Consider the following 24,672-nt stretch of genomic DNA (forward strand, 5'->3'; position numbering starts at 1 on the left):
ATTGTCCTCTGGCTAGAGTGAGACAATGACCTTTGGGTTAGGCAAAGACCGTCCATGTTGTCGGACAATCCATTGCTCACTCATAGTCGAATCATTTACGGTAATCCGGTAGAAACTCGCGAGCCATATCCCCGCTATTATATGAGTGAAAACGAATATTGATTTGATATTGGATAGTATAACGGGAACTTGACAGTTTGTAAAGGTTCATTTCTTAACAATATGTACGTAATTTATAAAAATGTTCGTAAAAAGAGTGAACGGGCATAAAGTTTCATCCACTTTACACCCGTTCAGAAAGTTCCTGTAACAGCTTCCTTTTCTCACCATCAGTCAAGTCTGATGCCTTGATTTCTTTTCTCTTAGAGGCAATGAAAGCAAGCCTTTCTATATAGGAATCATCAAATGATTGGAAGAATTGATTGGTAAGCTTTTTAGCTAAGAATGGGCTTGCTCCGCCTGTTGAGGCGGCAATCGTCAAATTACCTTTCTGCCTAAAGGAGACCATCTGCATATTTCCGCCATCACCGTCATCCACCACGCATAAAAGTTGGTTTTCCTCAGAATGGATCTTAACCTGTTCATTCACCCATCGTTCATTCGTGGCTGCGATGACGATAAAAGCATCTCGTAAATCATCTGGTTCCACTTCTCTTTTAACCCATAAAATTCTATTGTCTTCATGTAATGCTTGAATTCCATCTACAGCATCAGGACTTATGACTGTTATCCTTGCTCCCTGTTCTAAAAATACAGAGAGTTTACGATACGCCACTTTCCCTCCGCCTACAATCGTTACTTGTTTTCCATTCACATCAATCATGATTGGCAGCATGTGACTCTCCTTTAACGAAGAGGGTTTCATTCACCCGATCCAGGAATGCTTCTTCCACAAGAGGGTCATACCCTAAATAATTCCCCAGAATGATATGCTCATTTTCGGTTCGGCTGATCTCCCTTTCAATTCCTTTCATAAGTAACCCGGTAAACAGCAAGTAGGGAATGAAAATGACGTTTCCATCTGTATTCTTTACAGATTCCAATGTGTCCGAAAAGCTTGGTGAGGCTGCTGTTAAGTAACAGGTCCTTACATCTGCTAACTTAGTCTTGGCTTGCACAAGTTCAGCAACGGCCCCTAAATCCTTTGTAACATCGGGGTCTGAACTTCCTCTCCCTATCAATACGGCGACGGTCGAAGAGTCAATTGAAGCAGCATCGCGTATTTTCTTTATAACACTTTCTGCCATTTTATCGTGAACCCCAATGGGCTTTCCATACGTTACCGTAATCCAGGGATAGGCTTCTTGACAGTTTTGAATTTCATCTGGAATGTCTTTTTTTGCATGAACCGCAGTCAAAAGGAGAAGGGGAACGACGGAAACGTGTGAAGCTCCTTTTTCCACACATGCTTTAAACCCTTCTTCAATGGAAGGTGATGCAAGTTCAAGAAAGCTTATTTCCTGGATTTCCGCTTCCACTTGATTCTGGCACCTTTTAATAAAATCTATGGCTTCTTCACGGGCTTTCCTAATACGACTTCCATGGCACACGTATAAGATTGCGTGTTTCATTTAAAGTGCCTCGCTCATGATCGATTTCTTTTCAAAGGTTTCTTCAAACCATTGAATCTTCTCACGGAAACGGACCACTTCCCCTACGATGATCATGCTTGGATTCTCAATTTTTTCTTCTTTCACTATATCGTTTATCGTTTCCAGCGTCCCTGTCACGGTTCTTTGCACTTCTGTTGTTCCCCAGTGGACAAGTGCCACAGGAGTATCCTTGCACTTCCCATATTGAATGAGCTTTTCTTTAATGTAAGGGAGATTCCCCACCCCCATATAAATTGCCAGGGTATCGATTCCTTTGGCCAGACTCTCCCATTTTTCATCTTCTTGTTGATTATTTTGTTTATGCCCGGTGACAAAGGCGACACTTGAACTGGATTCCCGGTGTGTAACGGGAATCCCTGCATAGGCAGCCGCTGCTATACCTGAAGTGATACCGGGGACGATTTCAAAGGAAATTCCTTTCTTGGCAAGTGCTTCTGCTTCTTCTCCTCCCCTTCCAAATACGAAGGGGTCACCTCCTTTTAATCTCACCACTACCTTTCCGCTGGCAGCATAACGCACGAGAAAATGATTGATTGTTTCTTGTTTCATCGTATGATAGTTTGGCAGTTTCCCGCAGTATATCAAATCGGCTCCTTTTTTCGCATAGGTGAGAAGCTCTTTATTCACCAGACGGTCATATAATATGACGTCTGCTTTTTGTATTGATTTCAATGCTTTTAATGTGATTAATTCAGGATCTCCAGGACCCGCTCCCACCAGGTAAACTTTCCCCATCCATTATTCCTCCTTAAGATTTGATGATTGTTTCCTGTTCATGCAGAACAAACCCCGCACCATTTCCCCGGATTCTACGTTTCTCGTAAAGAGAGATGTCTACCACATCAGGTTTTTTCAAAAAATACTTCTCCAGTTCTATTTCTACTAGATCAAAGGCCAACTCATCTGATTCAGCCGCAACTACGACAATCGTAACAAAGACTTGAGTAGTGACTTCAAATCGATACAAATTCATCCCCTGTGCCTCCTTAAGCTTCCTGAAGTAATTGATCTAACGATTCTTGAAGGGGAGCGGTACCAACCCGGTTAATATAGTCAAAAAAGGCTTCTCCCGGTTCTTTTGTTTGTTTAAAATGAAGGAGCAATTGCTTGACCACCCCTGTCAGATTGCCGGCCTCCACTTTCCCTTTTAACTTTTCATTCAGTTTTCCACCGTCCTGAAGAGTTCCTCCTACGTATATTTCAAATGCTTCGATCATCTTCTTATCTTTCGTTCTCATTTTAATTCCTTGAAGCCCGATATCTGCGATTTGTCGTTGACCGCATGAATTCGGGCATCCGACCATGTGGATTCTGACAGGGACATCCAATGAAAGTTCCTGATCCAATTGATTGGCGATCTGTCTCATCCGTTCCTTCGTTTCCACTAAAGCTAAATTACAATATTCGATTCCTGTGCATGATACGGAGTATCCGATGAAGGATAGGGGACTTGTTGAAATGCGATCAAAGATTTTCTCAGAAAGCAAAGCATCAACGTGTTCATCTGGTATATTGGGAATGATAAGATTTTGTGAGTTACAGTTTCTCAGTTCTCCATTACCGTATTTCTTAGAAATCTTCGCAAGCTCATATACTTCATCAGAATTTAAGCGCCCAACCGGTACATTCAGCCCCACATAATTGAGTCCCTCCTGTTTCTGTGGATGTACTCCGTAGAAATATCCCGCATTCCAACCTTCCACGGCATCCACTCCCGCAGGTAAAAGCTCAACATACTGTAATAGCGTTTCCTTGAATTTCTCTGGACCCCAATCGGCCATTAGAAATTTCAACCGGGCCATATGTCTTTTTTCCCGATAACCGAAGTCACGAAAAATCGTGGTGACGGCTATCGCAACTTCCTTCACTTGGTGAGGAAGGATAAATACATCCAACTCCTGGGCGAGGAATGGTCTTGCGGCCAATCCTCCACCAACCTTCAGATGGAAGCCGACTTCTTCTTTACCGTCAATCAGCTTTTTCGCTGGAACAAAGGAAACACAATTGATTTCGGCATTCGACGCATTCTTGATATTTGCGGAGATTGCCACTTTATATTTTCGAGGTAAATTTGAAAAATCTTCGTTGTGCTGGAAGAAATCATATACGTCTTTCACAATGCTCCTTGTATCGAAAAGTTCATCAGGGTCGATTCCTGCCAGGGGATTCCCGACGATATTACGTGTGATATCACCACATGCACCGGCAGAAGACAATCCGACCTTCTCCAGACGATTAAAGATGTCGGGAATCTGTTCAATCTTCAACCAGTGAAATTGGATCGCCTGGCGGGTGGTGATGTCATAAACGTCTCTTCCATACTCTTTACAAATGGCAGCAAGTTCCCGTGCCTGTTCATAGGTCAGGATGCCCGACGGGACGTTCACTCTCATCATGAAATAGCCGTCTTCCTTTGGTCTTTGTAAATACAAACCTGCCCATTTAAACTTATCCCACTCTTCTTTCGGAATCGAAGAGAATCCGTTTTCCGCATAGTATGGGATATCTTCAAAGATAGACAACCCGTCTTTTTCCAATTTCCATTGTTCCGTTTTATTCAATTTTTCATTTGACTCCCATGATTTTGAATATGCCATGCTTTTCTCCCCCTATATAAGCTGTTTTTGATTCAATACAGTTAGTAAGTACTCCACGCATTCTTCAATTGAATGTTTTTCTGTATCCAGTACCACTTCCGGTTTTTCAGGTGCTTCATAAGGAGCACTGATTCCTGTGAAATGAGTGATTTCCTCTTTACGTGCTTTTTTGTACAAGCCTTTTGGATCGCGCTTTTCACATTCTTCTAATGAACAATACACATATACTTCGATAAATTCATCCGTCTCCACTAAATTTCGTACGAGAGCACGGTCTTCCCTGTAGGGTGAAATAAAGGCTGTGAGCACAATTTGTCCGCTATCGATGAAAAGTTTGGACACCTCACCGATTCTCCGGATATTCTCCTTACGATCTTCTTCCTTGAATCCCAAATCATGATTTAATCCATGACGGACATTATCTCCGTCCAGAACATAGACTTGTTTTCCTTGTTGGAAAAGGGAGTGAGACAATGCATTGGCGACACTCGATTTCCCTGAAGCGGATAAACCCGTGAACCATAAAATAAAGCTTTGATGTCCATTTTTTTTTCGTCTCTCCTGTTTCGTTACTGCGGTTTCATGCCATACGATGTTTTCTGTTTTTTTATTCAACCCCTTACCCTCCTTAAGTCGTTTGTCCAGCTTCTTGTTTTAGACCCCTAATTAACACTTCGATCACTTCAGGGCGACTGAACGTTGAAGGGGGAACTTCCCCGTTGCGGAGCATCCCTCTCACTTTTGTCCCTGACAAAATAACGTGATCGTTCTTATCATGAGGACATGTTTTCGTAGTCGCCATCCCTTCGCACCTCTCACAGTAAAAACTATGCTCGAAGCGGAGAGGGGTAATCCCTATCTCACTTTCACTGAACTGATCAAATATTTTCTGCGCATCATAGGTACCATAATAATCGCCAACACCTGCATGATCTCTCCCGACGATAAAATGCGTGCATCCATAATTTTTTCGTACCAGTGCATGGAAGATGGCTTCCCTTGGACCCGCGTACCTCATGGCAGCAGGGAAGACTCCTAAAAACACACGATCTTTAGGGTAATAGTTCTGTAACAGAACTTCATAACTCTCCATTCTGATGCCCGCTGAGATATCATCCGCCTTTGTTTCGCCAACCAAGGGATTTAAGAAGAGTGCATCCACGGTCTCCAATGCCGTTTTCTGAATATACTCATGGGCCCTGTGAACAGGATTTCTCGTTTGAAATCCGACAATCGTTTTCCATCCCTTTTCCTTAAACAACTTTCTGGTTTCACTTGGGTCAAATGTATACTCGGTAAAAGGTTTGGAAAGACGTTTAATAAGACTGATTTTCCCACCTACGTACACATCTCCCCGTTGGAATAATTTCTTGACTCCTGGATGATCCGCGTCGGTCGTTCCGTATACGAGAAGGGCTTCTTTCTGTTTATCCGGCTCATAAATATCCTCGACTTCAATGAGTCCATAGGTTTCTCCCTTATAAACAAGACGACTCTTTAAGCCTTTCTTTACGTCTCCTGCTTTTTCTTTTGCAATGGGGAGGGTAATCGGGATGCTCCACACGCTGCCATTTTGCAAACGTAATGTTTCCACAACATGCTGATAATCGACTTCGGTCAAGAATCCATTTATAGGGCTGTAAGCACCTATACCAATGAGTTCCAAATCACTTAACGCGGTTTCGTCTAATGGAATTTCATGGAGGATATCCTCATAGGGTTCCTCTGGTAAATATGATTGAACTAGCGTTCCTCCGTGGGGCTGTAAACTCATCATTTATCCTCCTTAACATATAGTTTTAATCGGAATTAAGATTAAATTCCGCCTCCGTCTTCGTGAACGGATCGTCTTTCTTCATTGATCACCCGCATAAGGGATAATGCTCCCACAGTTGCGATAATGACGCTTATTGGAACCACGATCGAATACATATCGCTATCGATCACGAGCTTTACTAAAAAATATGAAATACTGAGTGAAATCAAAGGGGATACCACCCATATTTTGACGATTTTTTTGACAATTTTCTTTTGCAGCATATGTTTGCCGTTCTTCGCCATCCCGAGGCCAATGATAGAGGACGAAGTAACCTGAGTCAGCGGGATCGGTAATCCATACAGTGAGCTCACCATCACAAGGATCGCTCCTGTAGAGGAAATGACAATTCCTTCGGCTTTTGAATATTGTGTGATTTTTTTTCCGTTTGTTTCCACTACTTTTTTCCCCAGTAAGACAGCTCCGAGGGCAACGAATAAACCACCCAGCCAAATCCCCCGGGAAGGAGACATTAAGCCCGCACCCACTAATGGACCGACGGCGTTGGCCACATTATTCATCCCTGCCGAAAAGGCTTCAAAGAACCCTGCGATGATCAAAAGGTATGCAAGCCACCTTTTTTCAAAATGGAAACCGCGCTTTTCAAGCTTTACTAAACCTATACCGAATACCCACGTAACTCCGAAGGCAATGACTGGGACAATCACCCAGAATGACATGATCGTTAAGAGTGACTTCACATAAAGAACTTGATATGCGACTCCGACTCCTACAACCGCTCCGACCGTTACTTCACTTGTAGACAACGGAATCCCGATCACATTTGCCAGAAACAAGGAGATGGTGGCGGATAACAATATGATGACCACGATTTTGATGGAGAGTACATGTTGAGGGATAATCCCTGAACTTATGGTTTTAACTACTTCTCCTCCACCTAATACCGCCCCGCTCAGGACACCGGCTGCGCAAATCCATAATGCAACCCTGATGTTCTTTATGGCTCCTGCACCATACGCAACACCCATCGATGCTGCCGCTCCACTGGCACCAATGTTCATAGCGAAGAACAAACTTATGATCAGGGCGAATACTTCAATCAAAGAATGTCACCTCTTTTAATGAAGACCGCATTCGGTTTTCCCTTTTCCTTTCCATCTTCCGGAGCGGAGATCATTGATGTCTAAGGCTTTCGTTGTGCAATGAAAGCATCCGATACTTGGATACCCCTGATCATGAAGTGGATTATAGGATAGGTTATGTTTATGGACATACCTCCAAATCTCTTTCCATGTCCAGTGAATCAAAGGGCAAATCTTAACCGATTGGAACTTGTCATCTTTATTGATGAATTCAACCTGACTTCTTGTCGGTGATTGCTCCCTTCTTAAGCCTGAAATCCAGGCATTTCCTTTGGATAAGGTTTCTTTTAAAGGATCGAGCTTTCGAATTTGACAGCATTGGTTCGGATTTCGCTCCCACAACTTATCACCATATGTTTCTTCTTGCTCTTGGATCGTCAATTCAGGCTTTTTCATATGAATGGTGATACCCGGATACTTTTCCTTCACCTTTTCAATCGTTTCGTAGGTTTCTTTGAAATGAACACCTGTATCAAGAAATACTATGGTTGCTTCAGGTTGTACTTTGGTTAGGAGGTCGATTAATACGATCCCTTCTATTCCAAAACTGCATGCATATACGACACTTTCACCATAATGATCATACGTCCACTCAAGTACGTTTACCGCTCCTTTATAGACCGGATCAATTTCAAATTGGACTGATGGTTTTTTCCAAGTTTGATAGGTTAACATGATACACCCCTTTCCCGCTCATCCAAACAAAAAGAGGCGATAACAAGATATAGGGATTTCCTTTATCTGTGTTATGCGCCTCTAGTTTGTCTAGTCAGCTTATTTAATTCGCACTTTCTCGTTTTTCTCCAATTGAATGACTTTACCGTCCTGAACCACAATGGTAATTGACCCGAAACTCATCGTCTTCAACATGGAAGTGATCTTCTCCACCACTACATCATACTGTGCTTCTTGATTATTTTCTTTAGTCACATGATTCCCCCAATTTTCATCTTATCCAGAAAAATCATGAATGAAAAAAACAACTCTCCATTTTGGAAAGTTGTTCAGGTAAGGATACCTTATCTTCCAAAATGACTTCACATTTTGCTGGAATTAGCACCTTACATTACGTAGGTTGCTGGGCTTCGCGGGGCCAGATCCCTCCACCACTCTGGATAAGAGTTATTAATTTTAATATTCTAAATAATATCATATTCTGCCGGGAAGTCAACCCGAGTTTTTCTATCGGATTTAAGTATTTTGACTTATTTTTCTTGGAAATCCTTCATTCTCTTTATTTCTATTCGCTTTATGAAAGCTATAGGACACTATTTTCACAAGAATGATCAAAATAATTGAAATATCAATTTACCGTCAATCACTTTCTTCTGGTCGTGATTGACGGCAAAAACTTTAAAATGCAAATGATTATCCTGTTTTTCTGATACTTCTGCCCTCAATGTAATGACATCGTCCAAAAAGACCATCCCTTTAAAGCGGACGGTGTACTCTTTGATAAATCCTTCTTCATAATGATCACTAAAAAGCTTGGAGACATTGCCCATCGTCCACATGCCATGAGCAATGATTCCTGGAAGACCCAGTTTTTGGGCTTCCTCATCGATCGTATGAATGGGGTTATAGTCCCCCGATGCGCCTGCGTATTTGATTAAGTCGACTCTCGAGACTGGAGATAATTCAACAAGGGGAAGGGTTTCACCTATATTAAGGGATGATAGTTTAGTCATTTTCCCAACCTCTCTCTGACCGCTTCAGTGATAATCACAATCGCCTCGGAGGTGAAAATCCTCTTCCCTCCTGAGTCTTCACCGATGTCTTCGATTACAAGAAAACCAAGTGTTCCACCCGATCCTTTCCGCTCATAATAATCTTTTATCTCCGTATAGCACTGAATACATTCCCCAACCTTCAGTGGTCTTTCATAATGAAAAGATTGTTCCCCATGAATTAACCCGACGTTCGGTAAATGAAAACCCTCAATCGTTCCATAGTCAAGCACTCTGGGAAAAGTGGGGGGAGCAATATTCCCCCTGTATCTAGACCTCTTACCTGCTTCTTCATCCACATATATGGGATGTGGATCACCGATGGCTTCGGCAAACTTACGAACCGCCCCTTTTTCCACACAATTTTCTACGGAAGGTGAGCGTTTACCGATAAAAGCTTGAAACATATCCTTCACCTCTTTCTCCCATTAGGCTTTCGGCCCTCCAGCTACGTAGAGGATTTGTCCATTAACAAATGACGAGCTTTCATCCGCAAAAAACGCCACTGCATTCGCTATATCTTCCGGCTGTCCGCTTCTTCCGACAGGAATTCCTTGAAGACTCGCTTCCACCAGTTGTTCAAAGGGTATCCCGATTCGCTTCGCCGTTTCTCTAGTCATTTCCGTTTCGATGAATCCGGGGGCAACTGCATTGGCCGTTATACCTAGAGGACCAAGCTCTATAGCCAAAGTTTTTGTTAAGCCTTGAAGACCCGCTTTAGCCGTAGCGTAATTTGCCTGTCCACGGTTACCGAGTGCAGAGGTAGACGAAATATTAATCATACGGCCATACCTGTTTTTTACCATATAACCTTGGGCTGCTTTCGCTACGTTAAATGATCCTTTCAAATGCACATCCATGACCGTTTGCCAATCTGTATCGGTCATTTTAAATAGCAGGTTATCTCTTATGACTCCGGCATTGTTGACGACTATATCAACGGAGCCGAAAGTATCATAGACTTCTTTTATGGCCTCTTCTACTTCCTCGGATTCTACTACATTCGCAACTTTTGTATATATTTCATACTCTCTCAATTCCCCATTGACTTCCAAAAGTGCCTCTTCATTTACATCAATGATGGCAACCTTTGCCCCTTCTTCTGCAAAGAGCTTGGCAATCGCTTTACCGATCCCCCGGCTCCCGCCTGTTACTAAAGCTACTTTTCCTCTGAATCTTTCACCCATTTTCATTACCTCCCTATCACTTTAAACAAATTGGCCCACTTTCACATGCCCTTTTAATAGATTCCTTGAAATGATCAGTTTTTGAATTTCATCCGTACCATCATAAATCCTCCACAATCTTGCTTCACGATACCAGCGTTCAATGGGAAGCTCTCTTGTGTAGCCCATCCCTCCGTGAATTTGAAGGACCCGATCCACTACCCGGTTGCCCATGTTCGATCCGTACAGCTTGGCCATCGATGCAACATGGCGATTATCTTCTCCTTGATCCAATGTGAATGCTGCATTTAACACAAGCCACCTGGCTGCTTCAATTTCCACGGCAGAGTCAGCGATCTGCCATTGAATTGCCTGTCGATCCGCAATTGGCTTTCCAAATGTCTCTCTTTCCTTTGAATAATCAATGGCCATTTGGAGTAAACGTTCTGCTGCTCCTACTGCTTGTGCCCCAACAATCCAACGTGCGAACCCGATCCATTCCAAGCCCAGATTGTAACCACCATCGATTTCGCCGAGAATATTTTCTTCAGGTACCCGCACGTCATCAAAAAACAGACTGGCCGGTCCCCATTCCCCCATGGTATGAATGTATTCAGATGTCCACCCCATGCTTCGATCGGCAATAAAACAGGTTACTCCGTCCCGACCCGTTTGCCGATGCTTTTCCTTATCGGTCACCGCCATGACCATGACAAAGTCTGCTTCGTTTCCTCCTGTAATAAAGGTTTTTTCACCATTCAACACCCATTCATTTCCATCCTTCACTGCGGTCATCCGAATGTTCTGAGTATCGGATCCGGCTCCCGGTTCCGTCATGGCAAAACAGGACTTTTTCTCTCCGTTTATCGTGGGGATCAAATAGTTCTTCTTCTGTTCTTCGTTTGCATAGTATAGGATGTTGTCTGCGTAACCACCGAAACTGAAAGGCACAAAGGTTTTGGAGATTTCCATGTAAACAATGGCCATCATCATTTGCCCGAGATCCGCTCCACCGTATTCTTCTGGTGTATTGATCCCCCAGAACCCTGCTTCCTTTGCTTTTAACTGCAGATCTCTTCTTTTTTCCGGGGAAAGACTTGGTTTTCCTTCCCGTTCATTTCTTAACACTTCATTTTCTAAAGGTATCAGTTCTTTCTCAACAAATTTACGGATGGTTTTTTGGATCATCCTTTGTTCATCTGATAACCGTAAGTTCATCCCGTTTCCCCCCTATTAGATGGATTGTATACTAACTACTCAGTATTATGGCTGCAGGATTACCTTTCCTACCGTTTTTCTTGCTTGCATGAGTGTATGGACCTTAGCTGCTTCTTCTAAAGGAAATACATGACCAACCGTTACTTTCAATTCTCCGGACGCGACATAATGAAAGATTTCATGAAGGGTTTTCTGGGTTAGTTCGGCATCTCTCATGAGAGGAGGGAGGAAGAACCCGATAACAGACTGATTCTTTGCCATCAAAGAAGACGGATAAAATCTGCTCTGCTCCCCGCTTGCTACTCCGTATATGACCATTCTCCCGAAATAATCGAGACATTTTAACGTTTTATAGAAAATATCACCGCCAGCCATCTCCAATGCCAAATTTACACCCTTTCCATTTGTTGCTTCTAAGACATCTGCTTCCCAGCCATCTAGAGTGTAGTTGACTAATACGTCTGCCCCCATGTCCCCAGCAAGACGTAATTTTTCTTCAGTACTTGCCGTAGCGATGATCTTACCTGCTCCAAAACGTTTTGCCAGTTGGACGGCAAGCAGCCCAACGCCACCAGCCGCTGCATGAATGAGGACGATTTGTCCCTGCTGCAACCTTCCCAAGGTTTTTAATATATGATAGGCACTTAATCCTTGAACAGGGATGGCGGCCGCTTCTTTGAAATCCAATCCATATGGCAGGTGGATCACCGAACGCTCATCTGCCAGGGCAAATTCTGCATAACCTCCGGAATCCATCATGGCTACAACCCGGTCTCCTCTTTTCACCCTCGTCACGTCTTCCCCCACTTCTGTTACAATTCCTGCCACTTCGGCACCTGGAATGTATGGCAGAGGGGTTTTCACCACATATTGCCCCTCACGACGAGCCGTATCAGCATAGTTGACTGCAGAGGCCTGTACTTCAATTACGACTTCTTTCCCTCGAGGCAATGGAATATCAATCTCCACATTTTCTAAAACATTGGGACCACCGAACTCTTTGAACTGAATCGCTTTCATTTTAACGCCTCCTATTTCCCTGAAAAAGATGGTCTTCTCTTTTCTTTAAACGCTGAAACTCCCTCGGCATGATCTTCAGTTGAAATCATCAAGGTTTGTGTGATTCGTTCTTGTTCGAGTATCTCATCCAATGATATGGTGAATGAACGATCAATCATTTTCTTCATCATTCCATATGCTTTACTTGGCCCCGAGGCTAACTCTACAGCCCAATCAGTTGTTTCCTCATCAAGGTTCTCAGATGGAACAATACGGTTTAGCACACCTAAGTCAAATAGTCTTCCTGCAGTCACAGGTTCTCCTGAAAAGAAGAATTCTTTCGCTAAATGAGGACCGATGATGCGTGGAAGAAAATACGACCCTCCTCCATCGGAAATATGGCCTACTTTAGAGAAGCTTAAAGCAAATTGACTATCTTCTGAAGCGATAATCAAATCGCACGCCAGGGCTAGATTAAATCCGGCACCTGCTGCAAAGCCGTGTACCGAGGCGATGACCGGTTTTTCTATTTCTTTTATCGCTTTAATGCATGTATTTAATATCCCGATATGTTCATAGACTTCTGTTGATGTTGCGCTCCCCATCGTTTTCACGTCGCCGCCAGCAGAAAAGGCCCTCCCGGCACCGCGAATCACTATGGCTCTGATTTCCTGATTATGTTCTGCCTGCTCCAGCGCTTCAACGATTCCCGTAAGCATGTTCTCATCAAAGGAATTCAAGCTATCCGGTCTGTTTAATGTCAATGTCAGTACCCGGTCAGTGGTTTCTAGTAATAAAGAGGATTTCATCGTTTTTGTTCATCTCCTTGTCTTTATTCCTGGCGATCGAATGCAGCTTGATTCCCCAGGGTGATCAACGATTTCGCAAACCGATCAAATTGAGAAAATCGTGAATCTCTCGTTTGCCCCATCTTAAAGCGGTAATAGATTTGTTGCACAATGACTGCGAGCTTAAAATATGCAAAAGATAAATAAAAATGGATATGGTTCACGTCCCTGCCGCTTTTCCTGGCATATTCTTCGATAAATTGCCTTCTGCTGTAAAAACCGTCCATGATCGTTACTGGAGGCTTCCCAAGACCGAATTTTAATAACTCTGGATCATCATTCTGTATCCAATACCCCATAGCGACACCTAAATCTGCAAGAGGATCGCCAACAGTCGCCATCTCCCAGTCAAATAACCCAACCATTGATTTCAGGTCAGAAGAAAACATGGCATTGTTTAATTTAAAATCATAATGAATGATGGTCGATTCAGCATTACCTGGAACATTCTTTATCAACCAGTTTGTCAGCTGATCGACTTCGCCGATCTCACTTGTTTTGGCACGCTCGTAACGTTTGATCCACCCGTATACTTGTCTTTCCATAAAATGTTCGGGCTTGCTGATTTCATAAAGAGTTGTTTTTCGGTGATCAATGGAATGAAGTTCAACCAGTTTAGAAACCATTTCCTCCGATATTTTCCTGCACACACCTGGTGTCACATGGAGATGCGGGGGAAATGATGTATCAAATACTTCACCCTTTTTTCTCTCCATGATAAAAAATGGGCTGCCTACGATCCTTTCATCATCAGAAAATACATATGGCTCCGGTGTAACCCCGAATAATGGTTGAATTTCTGAAAGGATCCTATATTCTCTTTTCATATCGTGGGCCTTCGGTGCGACCGGTCCTAATGGAGGGCGTCTCAGTACACCTTCCCATTCACCCATTTTAAGTAGATACGTAAGATTTGAGTGTCCCGCAGAAAATTGTTTAATTGAGAGCTCTTCATGAAAGAGGTGAGGGAAATGCTCATTCAAAAAGCTTTTTAGATTGGTGGCATTCAGCTCTTCTCCTTCTCGCACCGATACCGTTTCATACCCTGTTTTTTCAGACATCTTACCCCTCCAACATTAAGAATATTCAGTTTTTTCCGAGTGCAGATGAGTGTTTAACTGCGCCTTTAACAACTCAGGGATCATTTTGCTTTGCTGGTCAAGGAAATCAAAATAAACGATAACCGCATTTCCCTTTGCGATCAATTGATGGGTGTTCGCACATAAGATATCATGCTCTAACTGAAAGCTCTTTGATCCAATATTTGATAGATAGGTGGTGATTTTAAGTTCTTGATTAAAATACCCTTGTGATACAAAGTCGCATTTGGTAGAAGCCAGAATAAAACGCCAGTCTTTCACATCCATTTCAAATCCGAGTGATTGAAAGAATTTAATTCTTGCTTCTTCTAAATAAACAAAAATAAGTTGTATTGTTGATATGACCTAATGCATCCGTTTCGCAAAATCTACTCGTTACCGTAATGGTTTCCATTAGTCCCCATCTCCTTATATAAATACTAACCAGTTGGTATGTTGATAGAAAAGGAAACCCTGTAGATGATTTCCCATTTACTCTGTCTCAATCCCTTTTAATACCATATCGACAAAAGTCCTGGCAATTTCCTGATCGGATTTCGCACCATCAGGCTTATACCATTGATAGCTCCAATTCATCATACCGAGAATTCCAAAAGCTACAATCGAAACGTCAAAGTCCTCATGAAAGTCTCCGTTCTTCCTACCTTCTTTCAGGAGAGTTTCAATATTATAGCGATACATATCCCGCTTAGGCTCAATGGCATCCAGACTTTCCTTGCTCAAGTGTCTCATTTCTCTAAAAAACACTTTCGCACTGGCCCCTTGCTCTTTTATGTCCAGAACGGAAAGATGGACAATATCATAAAGTTTTTCCATGTAGCTCTTCCGCTCATCGCCAAGAACTCTTTCCTGTTTAGATAATAAGCCATCAATATAGCGCATGTGAATTTCCTTTAACAGCTCTTCCTTACTGGAAAAATAGTAATAAAATGTCCCTTTCGTTACACCAATGGACTCTACGATGTCCTGGATGGAAGCAACGGTAAATCCTTTTTCATCAAATAAGCGTACAGCGTGTTCTGTAAGTTTTTCTTTCATCTGAAATCCTCTCAATCTGCAAATATCACCTGAATTATATCATATTACCTCACGCTTTCACGCAGAGCTCTTCGTAATATTTTCCCAACACTCGTCTTTGGAAGCTCATCACGAAACTCAATGATTTTTGGAACTTTGAATGATGACATGTTCTCCTCACAGAAATGAACCAATTCTTCTTCAGTTGCCTGTTCTCCTGACTTTAAGACAATCACTGCCTTAACCGTTTCACCTCTATAAGAGTCCGGGACACCTATTACGACAGCTTCCTGTACGCTTGGATGCTCGTAAATGATTTCTTCAACTTCCCGGGGATACACATTGTATCCTGATGCAATAATCAGATCTTTCTTTCGGTCCACAATCGATATATAGCCTTCTTCATCCATTCGGGCGATGTCTCCCGTGTAAAGCCAACCATCTCTAAGGGCGTGAGCAGTCTCTTCAGGTAAATTCCAGTAGCCTCTCATGACTTGAGGGCCTTTAATAATGAGTTCGCCCACATCTCCTAAAGGAACCTCCATAGTGCCGGTTGCTAAATCGACTACCTTATAGTCTGTGGATGGTAATCCAATTCCAACGGTTCCGGGCTTTCTTTCTGCAAAAGCAGGGTTGCAATGAGTCGTTGGTGAAGCCTCTGATAAACCGTATCCCTCTAATATTTTTGCTCCTGTTTTCTTTTCAAATTGATTCAATAACTCTACTGGCATTGGGGCACTTCCGCTATTACAAATCTTTATTGAATCAATGCCGTACTCTTCTGCCTGTGGATGATTGGTGATCGCCACGTACATAGTCGGCACACCTGGAAACAGGGTGGGCTGCTCGTTCTTAATCGTGGTTAATACTTCGGTCAATTCGAACCTGGGGAGTAAGATCATTTCATTTGCCGAATAGACTGCAAAGTTCATACAGGAATTCATCCCAAATACATGAAAGAACGGAATCACACTCAGGCTTCTTTCATTCCCTGTTTCGATGCTGCCTTTAAAGAAGAATTGGCTTTGAATGACATTTGAAAGAATGTTTTTATGAGTGAGCATGACTCCCTTGGATGCCCCGGTAGTTCCACCCGTATATTGAAGGACTGCCACATCTTCTTCAGGATTGATCAACACTTGGGATACTTTACCATCCCCCACCCTTAAAAATTCATCAAAGGAGTAGTCCGAAGCGCTGTTTCCCCCCTGGAGGCTGACTACGATAATCGTCTTGATCTCTGTTTCCTGTTGTATGGATTTGACCATAGGATAAAAACGGTCCAATACGACGATTGTCTCTGCCCCCGAGTCATTTAGCAGATGGATTAATTCCCTTTCAACTGACATCGGATTCACCTGTGTGACAATTCCCCCGAATGTAAGGATTCCATAATAAGAGATCACATATTGCGCACAGTTAGGGAGCATGATCGCCACCCTGTCTCCTTTCTTCAATCCAATATGTTGAAAGGATGAAGCAAGCATGGAGACGGCATCTTGGAGTTCAACATACGTTATCCGTTTTTGATAAAAGCTAATACATGGATGATCCGGGAATGAAGAAACGGTATGTCGAAGCATTTCTGGTATTGAAAAATCAACCGCAGGAATTTCAGTCTCATACGCTTCAGGGTAATGACTGAGCCAAGATTTAGTTGTCATAAAAATCATTCCTTCCATTTCAGATTACTCATATACTAATTCAGCATGTATCTTAAAAGATTAATCCTCCACCATCAACAGATAGTGTGGCACCGGTTATAAAGGACGCCTCATCAGAAGCTAAAAACAGAATCGCTGATGCGACTTCTTCTGGATTTCCAATCCGTCTTAGAGCATTTGATTGAGAGATCGCCGACCATTTCCTCTCATCTTTCTTCCAACCATTGATGATGTTCGTATCAATAACCCCAGGCGCTACTGCATTCACTCGAATATTATCCTTTCCATATTCCAGGGCAGCATTTTGTGTCAGTAGTATGACACCACCTTTTGCCGAATTGTAGGCTGACACGTATTTGCGGCCCTTTAAACCGAGAAGGCTCGATACATTCACAATTACACCATCTTTTTTCATCAATTCAGGTATGGCATACTTCATTCCCAGAAAAATGCTCTTTAAGTTTGTATCCAATACGGCATCCCATTCGTTTTCGTCCAGATCAATACTCCTGACTTCCGACTGTCCGATTCCTGCATTATTGATAAGGATATCGAAACCTCCGAAATGTTCCACCGTAGTATGTACGAGGGATTGAATGCTTTCACTTTCCCGCACGTTCGTCTTGATAAAAAGTGCAATTCCTTTTTTTTCGTGAATGAGTCTGACCGTTTCTTCACCTCTTGCATCATCCAGATCTGCTACGACCACAGCAGAACCTTCTTTCGAGAACCTTAGTGCTGTAGCGCGCCCAATTCCTCCGCCTCCTCCTGTAATTACGGAAACTTTCCCTTGTAATCTCATCATCATCCAACTCTCTTCCTAGCTCTCTACAGGAGAAGCTTTTTCGTGTTTTCTCAATTCCAATTTTGCCAATTGAGCACGGTGTACTTCATCAGGTCCATCAGCAAGTCTCAGAGTACGGGCACTTGCCCATTGAGCTGCCAATATGTAGTCATCCGATACTCCTGCTGCCCCGAACGCTTGAATGGTCCGGTCAATCACACGTAAAGCCATAGAAGGAGCCACCACTTTAATCATGGCGATTTCCTGTTTTGCTGCTTTATTGCCGACTGTATCCATCATGTAGGCTGCTTTCATCGTAAGAAGACGGGCTTGTTCTATTTCAATTCTTGAATTCGCAATCCATTCTCTTACGACCCCTTGACTTGCCAATGCCATTCCAAATGCATCACGATCCTGAACACGCTTACATAATTCTTCAAGTGCCCGCTCTGCTGCACCAATCAATCTCATGCAATGATGAATTCGCCCCGGTCCCAACCTTCCTTGAGCAATAGCGAAACCTTTTCCTTCACCCCAGATCATATTTTCTTGAGGAACTCTTACATCGGTAAAGGTGATTTCACCATGACCATGAGGGGCATGATCGTAACCGAACACGGGAAGCATACGTTCAATTTTCACACCTGGTGTATTCAGGGGGATGATGATCATTGATTGCTGTTCATGACGACTCGCTTCTGGATCCGTTTTTCCCATCAAAATTGAAAAGCTGCACCGAGGGTCGCCTGCGCCTGATGACCACCATTTCTTCGCGTTAATGATGTATTCGTCTCCATCCTGGATGATACTCGCCTTTATATTCGTTGCATCGGAAGACGCGACATCAGGCTCAGTCATAGAGAAACAAGAACGGATATCACCATTTAGAAGTGGGATAAGATAATGTTGTTTTTGAGTGGGTGTCCCATAGCGTTCCAACACTTCCATATTCCCTGTATCAGGAGCATTGCAATTAAACACTTCAGGGCCGATCAGAGATCTCCCCATGATTTCACAAAGAGGGGCGTATTCTACATTATTGAGCCCTGCCCCATATTCGCTTTGAGGAAGAAATAGGTTCCATAATCCCTGTTTCTTCGCTTCAGCTTTTAATTCTTCCATGATTGTAGGAACCCCACTCCAGCGGGTTTCTTGCTGATTGAGCTGATTTTCATAGAGCGATTCATTCGGGTACACGTATTCTTCCATAAAACGGGATATTCTATTTTGATATTCTTGTACTTTTGGAGAATAGGAGAAATCCATTACATCCATCCTTTCTTAACCACAACATGTAATTCTTCTCACTCGGCTACATCGCTGAGGATCCACCGTCCACGACGAGAACTGAACCAGTGACAAAGTCAGATGCACGAGCCGCCAGGAAAAGTGCCGCTCCTTTTAAATCATCTTCGGTACCGAAACGATTTAATGGTGTTCCGTTTAAAATGGCTTCCCCTGCATGAGATAGAATTCCTTTTGACATTTTTGTTGGAAAGAATCCCGGTGCGATTGCATTAACATGAATTCCGCGGGATCCCCATTTCACTGCTAGATCCTTCGTGAAATTGATGACCGCTGCTTTACTGGTGCTATAGCCAATGGCATCCATATAACGTGGGTCTGTACCTTGAAGACCTGCTACGGAAGCAATATTAATGATTTTTCCTCCCTGTTGCTCGATCATTAATTTCCCCACTGCCTGTGACATAATAAAAGTACCGTTTACATTCACATTGATAACTTTATGCCAGGCATCAAGAGGCATTTCTTCTGCAGGTGCCCCCCAGGATGCACCACTGTTATTCACTAAAATATCAATGCGGCCGAACATCTTCTTAGTTTCATCTACAACGTGCTGTACATCTTCAGGATTAGTGACATCACATTTCAATGCCAGTGATTGGACACCTATTTTTTCTAATTCCTTCTTCACGTCTTCACATGCTTCAACGTTTCTCGAGCATACTACAACGTTTGCACCCGCCTCAGCAAACCCTGTCGCGATTTGTTTTCCGAGCCCCCTGCCTCCTCCAGTCACAAGGGCAACTTTACCTGATAAATCAAATAATTCATTCACATGCATGTTCTTGCCTCCTCATCTTTTACAGCATTTCATTCACACACCTTAGATACTAACCGGTCGGTATGTTTAATTCTATAGTAAAGAATATAGTCTGAATTTTCAATCATAACCATTGGAAATACCTAATTTTATTTTCATACAAAAGAAAAACTGACTCATATATGAATGAGCCAGCCCACTTGTTTACGCTTCTGCTTCAATGATTTCTTTGTTATACGTTTCGCTATCCAAATCCCCTGTCACTTTACTTGTTATCACCCCGGATGTCATCGCACCACTCACGTTAACTGCTGTACGCCCCATGTCAATCAAAGGTTCAACAGAAATCAAAAGACCCGCTAACGCTACAGGAAGGTCCATGGCGGATAGGACCAGGATAGCCGCAAATGTAGCACCGCCTCCGACGCCTGCAACACCGAAGGAGCTAATGGCCACCACTACGATGAGCGTAAGAATAAACGAAGGAGTTAATGGATTGATCCCGACTGTCGGCGCAATCATCACTGCAAGCATGGCAGGATACACACCTGCACAACCGTTCTGACCGATGGATAATCCGAATGATCCCGAGAAGTTGGCAACCCCTTCTGAAACCCCCAATTTATTCTTTTGTGTTTGAATGTTAAGCGGAAGTGTTCCGGCGCTGGATCTCGACGTAAAAGCAAATGCTAATACAGGAAATACTTTTTTCATATAAGTGACCGGATTTAAACCAGTAAGAGTAAGCATGATTAAGTGAATGGCAAACATGATAATCAAGGCAACATAGGATGCTCCAACAAATTCTCCAAGCTTCATAATGGCATCAAAATTACTTAATGCAACTGTTTTAGCCATGATGGCCAACACACCGAATGGAGTGAGTCGTAACACCAAATTCACAATTCTCATCACTACAGCATAGACGGAATCAACGATCTTCTTGAAGAATTCAGCAGTCTCTGGCTCTTTGCGCTGTGCCCCCAAGTAAGCGATACCGATGAAAGCAGCGAAAATAACGACCGCGATCGTCGAGGTTGCTCTTTGCCCGGTAAAGTCCAAGAACGGATTCGCAGGTAAAAGCTCGAGAATTTTTTGAGGATAACTCTGACCTTCTAAAGATGTTGCTCTCTCCTCTAATTGAACACCCCTTGCCGTTTCTGCCTCTCCCTGATCGATCTGAATCGCTTCCAAATCAAAAGCCACGGTTGTAGCAATCCCGACAGCTGCAGCAACGGCTGTTGTGCCTACCAGCAATCCAATGATCAGCACAGAGATCTTCCCTAAATTATGAGACCGTTTTAATTTAGTGAAGGCTGATATAATCGACACAAACACTAAAGGCATGACAATCATTTGCAGTAGTTTAATATAGCCTGTTCCAACTAGGTTAAACCATTCAATCGATTGTGTGACATTTTCATCCCCGGCTTCATATACCCACTGTAATCCAAGACCAAATAATATTCCTAGTCCCAGTGCGGTAAACACCCGTTTTGAAAACGAAACATTTTTCTTTTGCATATAAAGTAATACACCAATGAGAACAAGAAACACCAAAATGTTCAACAAAACAAACCAGACATTCATTCTTACCCCTCCCTCTTATCGTTGATGATGATGCATGTAGACCGAGGTCTACTGTATAGTATGATGAGGGAGGAAGAGATATGTTGCTATAGTGGTTTTAATTTTTTTGTGGATCTATTACATCCGTAAAAGCTTTTGGTGGACAACTTGGGCTAAGTTTTTCGTGCGGAAAGGATGTTTTGAAATCGCAGAAATGACTGCTACACCGTCCGCACCTGCTTCCAATACAATAGAAGCATTTCCGGTATGAATGCCTCCAATCCCGACAAGGGGGATATCGATACCATTTGTTCTTAATGATTGGATGATTTTCGGGCCACGAACCTCTCTACAATTGTTCTTTGTATTGGTAGGAAACATTGGGCCAACACCAAGATAGTCTGCCCCGGACTCCAAAGCTACCCTGGCTTCATTCACGTCATGAGAGGAGACACCAAGTATTCTATTTCCTATTTTCCGACGGACTTTTTCGATAGGTTCATCCTCCTGACCGATATGTACTCCATCAGCGTTCAATAATAAAGCCAGCTCTACATCATCATTCACGATAAAAGGAATACCGTGTTTACGACATAAACGCTGCAGCTCATAAGCCAGCTCAACTTTCGCATCACCTTCTAAAGCTTCCATACCTTTTTCACGAAATTGAAACATGGTAACTCCGCCTAAAAGGGCTTCCTCTAATACTTGTGCCGGATGCTTCTCACAATTAGGGCTTCCCATCACAAAATATAACTGCAGACTTTCTCTTAGATTCATGCATTCATACCTGCATGGTACGCCCAATGATTCGTTGGTCCGTGCTCACTCCCAATGCCCAGTGAGTCACTGATTGCGGCAGTGATAAATTGTTTGGCAGTTTGGACAGACTCATTCACCGTAAGTCCTTTTGCTAATTGTGCTGTAATCACTGCAGAGAATGTACACCCTGTTCCGTGAGTATGTGGTGTGAAGACTCTCGGACTGCTAAACTCATAAAATCTTTTTCCATCAAAGAGGAAGTCAGTCGCTTGACTAGATTGAGCATGAGATTGATGTCCACCTTTTATCACCACATGTTTTGCCCCCATTTGGAACAATATTTTAGCTGCTCTTTTAATGTCAGCTTCAGTGAGGATTTCATGCCCGGTTATGGCCTTCGCTTCAGGAATGTTCGGCGTGACCACAAATGCAAGGGGGATCAATTCATTGATCAAAGCGTTAACGGCTTCCCTCTCCAATAAAGCTGCTCCCCCTTTTGCTATCATGACAGGATCCACAACGAGATTCTTCCAGGAATGTAATCGAACAAAGTCGGCAACATGAGAAATAATGTCTTCGTTCACCAGCATGCCCGTTTTGATGGCTTTGGGAGGTAAATCTTCAGCAATCGAGGTTAATTGATCAATGACAGCCTCAGCTGATAATGGATACACACCTTGTACACCTCTAGTATTTTGCGCCGTCACTGCTGTGATAGCAGACATTCCATAGACATTCAGCTCCTGAAACGTCTTGAGATCTGCTTGGATCCCAGCCCCACCGCCACAGTCAGATCCGGCAATCGTCAATGCTTTTTGAATCATGTTGTTCTCCTCCCTTTATCCCAAATAACGATGATAAACCGATTTTGCTTCCCTTATATCTTTTGTTCCGTGAACGAGAGTACGTCCATCACGAAAGAGTACGATTCGATAAGATTCCACCTCGAATGAAATCAAATATGGATTTCTAACAACTTGTTTCCCCTGGAGTTCTAACGATTTTGATCGTTCAATAAGATCGATGCCAGGTTTTGTAACTGGACGGATCTGAACTGAATCCCTCCCACAAAGGACTGCTGTTTTCGTTTGATTTTCGTATTTCAGACTGGGGAATGTACGATGCTCTCCACATGAAGGGCATCCATCCCTTTTCAGCTTGGTCACATCCAGGGAAGTATGCTCGTTTTTCCATAAATCAAACGAGACCACTTTATTACCCAGTGCCTCCATGTCTTCTACCAGTATCTTTAATGCTTCAGTAGCTTGATAGGCCACAACTGTGGAAACGGCAGGGCTGATGATGCCCGCTGTATCACAGGTCATTCCGCCGATTGGAAAAGTGTCGATCAAACATTGAAGACAGGGAGTGATACCGGGAAGAATGGTGAATGATATTCCATAACTCCCAACACAAGCACCATAAATCCAAGGAATGGAATATTTTTGAGAGATATCATTTATGATCATTCTTGTATCAAAGTTATCCGTTGCATCGATGATAAGATCTACGTTCTTGGCAAGTCTCAACATTTCTTCGGGCATGGCATCCAGTACATGCTCTTCAATTTTCACAGTTGAATTAATCGCTTGGAGTCTTTTTTTTGCCGCTACAGCTTTTGGGATGCGGTTTCTTGCATCTTCCTCGTTATATAGCTGCTGACGTTGTAAATTACTCCATTCTACATAATCACGATCCACAATCGTCAACTTCCCGATACCAGCACGCACAAGGGCTTCTGCATTGCCTGTTCCCAGTGCTCCCGCCCCGATCAACAACACATGTTTATTACTTATTAACTTTTGTCCCTCTGTTCCGATGGGGTGAAACAGCGTTTGTCTTGAATATCTATCTTCTATCAAACACTCATCCCCTCCACTGGGCTGCTTGCTGTTGCATAACGTTTCTTCGGAATTCTTCCAGCCTCATATCCGAATCGTCCTCCTTCAATCGCAAGTCTCATGGCATTCGCCATCATAACGGGATCGTTCGCAGAAGAGACGGCTGTATTGAGTAATACAGCATCAGCCCCGAGTTCCATCGCAAGAGCTGCATCTGAAGGAGAACCAATTCCAGCATCCACAATGACCGGTACTTTTGTTTGCTCAATGATGAAACGGAGATTGACTGGATTGATGATTCCCTGTCCTGATCCTATAGGGGAAGCGCCCGGCATGATGGCATGGGCCCCCAACTCTTCCAATCTCCTTGCAAGAACAACATCATCAGACGTATAGGGAAGCACCGTAAAGCCTTCTTTTATTAATTCTTCTGTTGCTTTCAGTGTTTCGACGGGATCGGGAAGAAGCGTTTTATCGCATCCGATTACTTCTACCTTAATCATGTCACAGAGCCCTGAAGCTCTCGCTAATTGTGCATGCCGGACTGCTTCCTGAGCACATTTAGCCCCTGCTGTATTCGGTAATAATGAATAGTTTTCAAGATTCAGTTTTTCTAAGAAATTAGGTTGACCAGGTTCAAAGATATTCATGCGCCTTACCGTGAACGTAAGAATTTCCGCACCAGAAACCTCGACAGCTCTTTTCTGGATATCAAAATCAGGATACTTTCCCGTTCCCAGTAAAAGTCTTGAATGGAATGTGTACTTTCCGATTTTTAACATT

The 24,672-nt window shown here is 43.0% G+C and carries 27 protein-coding genes, 1 pseudogene and 2 riboswitches; all 28 genes and pseudogenes read right to left on the reverse strand.

Annotation, left to right across the window (positions count from 1 at the left end; translation table 11 throughout):
• Window positions 1-63: 63 nt before the first annotated feature.
• Window positions 64-165, reverse strand: a riboswitch (purine riboswitch).
• 118 nt (window positions 166-283) lie between these two features.
• Window positions 284-835 carry a precorrin-2 dehydrogenase/sirohydrochlorin ferrochelatase family protein gene (locus ACOSV2_RS05630; protein ID WP_299737185.1) on the reverse strand — a complete coding sequence of 184 codons (552 nt, stop codon included), beginning with the start codon at window positions 833-835 and terminating at the stop codon, window positions 284-286.
• Window positions 816-1,571 (reverse strand): sirohydrochlorin chelatase, encoded by a 756-nt coding sequence (locus tag ACOSV2_RS05635; protein ID WP_428974304.1) that lies wholly within the window; start codon window positions 1,569-1,571, stop codon window positions 816-818. The genes ACOSV2_RS05630 and ACOSV2_RS05635 overlap by 20 nt, the downstream gene beginning before the upstream one ends.
• Window positions 1,572-2,348: a uroporphyrinogen-III C-methyltransferase gene (cobA, locus tag ACOSV2_RS05640; protein ID WP_428974305.1), complete on the reverse strand. Its 777-nt coding sequence runs from the start codon at window positions 2,346-2,348 to the stop codon at window positions 1,572-1,574.
• Between the two features lie 13 nt (window positions 2,349-2,361).
• Window positions 2,362-2,586 (reverse strand): DUF3906 family protein, encoded by a 225-nt coding sequence (locus ACOSV2_RS05645; RefSeq protein ID WP_428974306.1) that lies wholly within the window; start codon window positions 2,584-2,586, stop codon window positions 2,362-2,364.
• Between the two features lie 13 nt (window positions 2,587-2,599).
• Entirely contained in the window at window positions 2,600-4,210 is a 1,611-nt protein-coding gene (locus ACOSV2_RS05650) for a nitrite/sulfite reductase (protein WP_397551316.1), read from the reverse strand.
• Between the two features lie 12 nt (window positions 4,211-4,222).
• Window positions 4,223-4,825, reverse strand: a complete 603-nt coding sequence (gene cysC, locus ACOSV2_RS05655; protein WP_428974307.1) for an adenylyl-sulfate kinase — start codon at window positions 4,823-4,825, stop codon at window positions 4,223-4,225.
• A gap of 13 nt (window positions 4,826-4,838) precedes the next feature.
• Window positions 4,839-5,984, reverse strand: coding sequence for a sulfate adenylyltransferase (sat, locus tag ACOSV2_RS05660; RefSeq protein ID WP_428974308.1), 1,146 nt, complete (start codon window positions 5,982-5,984; stop codon window positions 4,839-4,841).
• 41 nt (window positions 5,985-6,025) lie between these two features.
• Window positions 6,026-7,087 (reverse strand): inorganic phosphate transporter, encoded by a 1,062-nt coding sequence (locus tag ACOSV2_RS05665; RefSeq protein WP_282138037.1) that lies wholly within the window; start codon window positions 7,085-7,087, stop codon window positions 6,026-6,028.
• Window positions 7,088-7,105: 18 nt separating this feature from the next.
• On the reverse strand, window positions 7,106-7,804 hold the full coding sequence (locus tag ACOSV2_RS05670) for a phosphoadenylyl-sulfate reductase (RefSeq protein ID WP_428974309.1): 699 nt from the start codon (window positions 7,802-7,804) through the stop codon (window positions 7,106-7,108).
• A gap of 99 nt (window positions 7,805-7,903) precedes the next feature.
• Entirely contained in the window at window positions 7,904-8,059 is a 156-nt protein-coding gene (locus ACOSV2_RS05675) for a YezD family protein (protein ID WP_262372569.1), read from the reverse strand.
• Window positions 8,060-8,145: 86 nt separating this feature from the next.
• Window positions 8,146-8,251: riboswitch (SAM riboswitch) on the reverse strand.
• 164 nt (window positions 8,252-8,415) lie between these two features.
• Window positions 8,416-8,817: a MaoC/PaaZ C-terminal domain-containing protein gene (locus ACOSV2_RS05680; protein ID WP_428974310.1), complete on the reverse strand. Its 402-nt coding sequence runs from the start codon at window positions 8,815-8,817 to the stop codon at window positions 8,416-8,418.
• The gene (locus tag ACOSV2_RS05685) at window positions 8,814-9,263 is read right to left on the reverse strand and encodes a MaoC family dehydratase N-terminal domain-containing protein (protein ID WP_428974311.1); all 450 of its coding nucleotides are present in this window, start codon (window positions 9,261-9,263) and stop codon (window positions 8,814-8,816) included. The genes ACOSV2_RS05680 and ACOSV2_RS05685 overlap by 4 nt, the downstream gene beginning before the upstream one ends.
• Before the next feature lie 21 nt (window positions 9,264-9,284).
• Window positions 9,285-10,043, reverse strand: a complete 759-nt coding sequence (fabG, locus tag ACOSV2_RS05690; protein ID WP_428974312.1) for a 3-oxoacyl-ACP reductase FabG — start codon at window positions 10,041-10,043, stop codon at window positions 9,285-9,287.
• A gap of 21 nt (window positions 10,044-10,064) precedes the next feature.
• Window positions 10,065-11,240, reverse strand: a complete 1,176-nt coding sequence (locus ACOSV2_RS05695; RefSeq protein WP_428974313.1) for an acyl-CoA dehydrogenase family protein — start codon at window positions 11,238-11,240, stop codon at window positions 10,065-10,067.
• Between the two features lie 45 nt (window positions 11,241-11,285).
• Window positions 11,286-12,260 carry a quinone oxidoreductase family protein gene (locus tag ACOSV2_RS05700; protein WP_428974314.1) on the reverse strand — a complete coding sequence of 325 codons (975 nt, stop codon included), beginning with the start codon at window positions 12,258-12,260 and terminating at the stop codon, window positions 11,286-11,288.
• Window positions 12,261-12,271: 11 nt separating this feature from the next.
• Window positions 12,272-13,048, reverse strand: coding sequence for an enoyl-CoA hydratase/isomerase family protein (locus tag ACOSV2_RS05705; RefSeq protein ID WP_428974315.1), 777 nt, complete (start codon window positions 13,046-13,048; stop codon window positions 12,272-12,274).
• 23 nt (window positions 13,049-13,071) lie between these two features.
• Window positions 13,072-14,148 carry a phosphotransferase family protein gene (locus tag ACOSV2_RS05710; RefSeq protein WP_428974316.1) on the reverse strand — a complete coding sequence of 359 codons (1,077 nt, stop codon included), beginning with the start codon at window positions 14,146-14,148 and terminating at the stop codon, window positions 13,072-13,074.
• 15 nt (window positions 14,149-14,163) lie between these two features.
• Window positions 14,164-14,581: pseudogene (locus tag ACOSV2_RS05715) on the reverse strand (acyl-CoA thioesterase).
• Between the two features lie 77 nt (window positions 14,582-14,658).
• Window positions 14,659-15,225, reverse strand: coding sequence for a TetR/AcrR family transcriptional regulator (locus ACOSV2_RS05720; protein WP_428974317.1), 567 nt, complete (start codon window positions 15,223-15,225; stop codon window positions 14,659-14,661).
• Between the two features lie 44 nt (window positions 15,226-15,269).
• Entirely contained in the window at window positions 15,270-16,868 is a 1,599-nt protein-coding gene (locus ACOSV2_RS05725; RefSeq protein WP_428974318.1) for a long-chain-fatty-acid--CoA ligase, read from the reverse strand.
• 52 nt (window positions 16,869-16,920) lie between these two features.
• A complete protein-coding gene (locus ACOSV2_RS05730) occupies window positions 16,921-17,670 on the reverse strand; it encodes an SDR family NAD(P)-dependent oxidoreductase (protein WP_428975069.1) in 750 nt (249 codons plus the stop codon).
• A gap of 18 nt (window positions 17,671-17,688) precedes the next feature.
• A complete protein-coding gene (locus tag ACOSV2_RS05735; RefSeq protein ID WP_428974319.1) occupies window positions 17,689-18,918 on the reverse strand; it encodes an acyl-CoA dehydrogenase family protein in 1,230 nt (409 codons plus the stop codon).
• Between the two features lie 46 nt (window positions 18,919-18,964).
• Entirely contained in the window at window positions 18,965-19,738 is a 774-nt protein-coding gene (locus tag ACOSV2_RS05740; RefSeq protein WP_428974320.1) for an SDR family oxidoreductase, read from the reverse strand.
• Between the two features lie 183 nt (window positions 19,739-19,921).
• Complete coding sequence (locus tag ACOSV2_RS05745; protein WP_428974321.1) at window positions 19,922-21,307, reverse strand: L-cystine transporter; 1,386 nt, start codon at window positions 21,305-21,307, stop codon at window positions 19,922-19,924.
• 117 nt (window positions 21,308-21,424) lie between these two features.
• A complete protein-coding gene (gene thiE / locus ACOSV2_RS05750) occupies window positions 21,425-22,066 on the reverse strand; it encodes a thiamine phosphate synthase (RefSeq protein ID WP_428974322.1) in 642 nt (213 codons plus the stop codon).
• Window positions 22,063-22,872 (reverse strand): bifunctional hydroxymethylpyrimidine kinase/phosphomethylpyrimidine kinase, encoded by an 810-nt coding sequence (thiD, locus tag ACOSV2_RS05755; RefSeq protein WP_428974323.1) that lies wholly within the window; start codon window positions 22,870-22,872, stop codon window positions 22,063-22,065. Before thiD ends, thiE begins: the two co-directional genes overlap by 4 nt.
• 15 nt (window positions 22,873-22,887) lie before the next feature.
• On the reverse strand, window positions 22,888-23,907 hold the full coding sequence (locus ACOSV2_RS05760; protein WP_428975070.1) for a thiazole biosynthesis adenylyltransferase ThiF: 1,020 nt from the start codon (window positions 23,905-23,907) through the stop codon (window positions 22,888-22,890).
• Window positions 23,907-24,671, reverse strand: coding sequence for a thiazole synthase (locus ACOSV2_RS05765; protein ID WP_428974324.1), 765 nt, complete (start codon window positions 24,669-24,671; stop codon window positions 23,907-23,909). Before ACOSV2_RS05765 ends, ACOSV2_RS05760 begins: the two co-directional genes overlap by 1 nt.
• Window position 24,672 lies beyond the last annotated feature (1 nt).

This window comes from Rossellomorea sp. DUT-2, from assembly GCF_052665285.1.

Bases quoted from the DNA above. Each gene is read 5' to 3' on its own strand.
- ACOSV2_RS05630 (WP_299737185.1), bottom strand. From the start codon at position 835: ATGCTGCCAATCATGATTGATGTGAATGGAAAACAAGTAACGATTGTA.
- ACOSV2_RS05635 (WP_428974304.1), bottom strand. From the start codon at position 1,571: ATGAAACACGCAATCTTATACGTGTGCCATGGAAGTCGTATTAGGAAA.
- cobA (WP_428974305.1), bottom strand. From the start codon at position 2,348: ATGGGGAAAGTTTACCTGGTGGGAGCGGGTCCTGGAGATCCTGAATTA.
- ACOSV2_RS05645 (WP_428974306.1), bottom strand. From the start codon at position 2,586: ATGAATTTGTATCGATTTGAAGTCACTACTCAAGTCTTTGTTACGATT.
- ACOSV2_RS05650 (WP_397551316.1), bottom strand. From the start codon at position 4,210: ATGGCATATTCAAAATCATGGGAGTCAAATGAAAAATTGAATAAAACG.
- sat (WP_428974308.1), bottom strand. From the start codon at position 5,984: ATGAGTTTACAGCCCCACGGAGGAACGCTAGTTCAATCATATTTACCA.
- ACOSV2_RS05670 (WP_428974309.1), bottom strand. From the start codon at position 7,804: ATGTTAACCTATCAAACTTGGAAAAAACCATCAGTCCAATTTGAAATT.
- ACOSV2_RS05680 (WP_428974310.1), bottom strand. From the start codon at position 8,817: ATGACTAAACTATCATCCCTTAATATAGGTGAAACCCTTCCCCTTGTT.
- ACOSV2_RS05685 (WP_428974311.1), bottom strand. From the start codon at position 9,263: ATGTTTCAAGCTTTTATCGGTAAACGCTCACCTTCCGTAGAAAATTGT.
- fabG (WP_428974312.1), bottom strand. From the start codon at position 10,043: ATGGGTGAAAGATTCAGAGGAAAAGTAGCTTTAGTAACAGGCGGGAGC.
- ACOSV2_RS05695 (WP_428974313.1), bottom strand. From the start codon at position 11,240: ATGAACTTACGGTTATCAGATGAACAAAGGATGATCCAAAAAACCATC.
- ACOSV2_RS05700 (WP_428974314.1), bottom strand. From the start codon at position 12,260: ATGAAAGCGATTCAGTTCAAAGAGTTCGGTGGTCCCAATGTTTTAGAA.
- ACOSV2_RS05705 (WP_428974315.1), bottom strand. From the start codon at position 13,048: ATGAAATCCTCTTTATTACTAGAAACCACTGACCGGGTACTGACATTG.
- ACOSV2_RS05710 (WP_428974316.1), bottom strand. From the start codon at position 14,148: ATGTCTGAAAAAACAGGGTATGAAACGGTATCGGTGCGAGAAGGAGAA.
- ACOSV2_RS05720 (WP_428974317.1), bottom strand. From the start codon at position 15,225: ATGAAAGAAAAACTTACAGAACACGCTGTACGCTTATTTGATGAAAAA.
- ACOSV2_RS05725 (WP_428974318.1), bottom strand. From the start codon at position 16,868: ATGACAACTAAATCTTGGCTCAGTCATTACCCTGAAGCGTATGAGACT.
- ACOSV2_RS05730 (WP_428975069.1), bottom strand. From the start codon at position 17,670: ATGAGATTACAAGGGAAAGTTTCCGTAATTACAGGAGGAGGCGGAGGA.
- ACOSV2_RS05735 (WP_428974319.1), bottom strand. From the start codon at position 18,918: ATGGATTTCTCCTATTCTCCAAAAGTACAAGAATATCAAAATAGAATA.
- ACOSV2_RS05740 (WP_428974320.1), bottom strand. From the start codon at position 19,738: ATGCATGTGAATGAATTATTTGATTTATCAGGTAAAGTTGCCCTTGTG.
- ACOSV2_RS05745 (WP_428974321.1), bottom strand. From the start codon at position 21,307: ATGAATGTCTGGTTTGTTTTGTTGAACATTTTGGTGTTTCTTGTTCTC.
- thiE (WP_428974322.1), bottom strand. From the start codon at position 22,066: ATGAATCTAAGAGAAAGTCTGCAGTTATATTTTGTGATGGGAAGCCCT.
- thiD (WP_428974323.1), bottom strand. From the start codon at position 22,872: ATGATTCAAAAAGCATTGACGATTGCCGGATCTGACTGTGGCGGTGGG.
- ACOSV2_RS05765 (WP_428974324.1), bottom strand. From the start codon at position 24,671: ATGTTAAAAATCGGAAAGTACACATTCCATTCAAGACTTTTACTGGGA.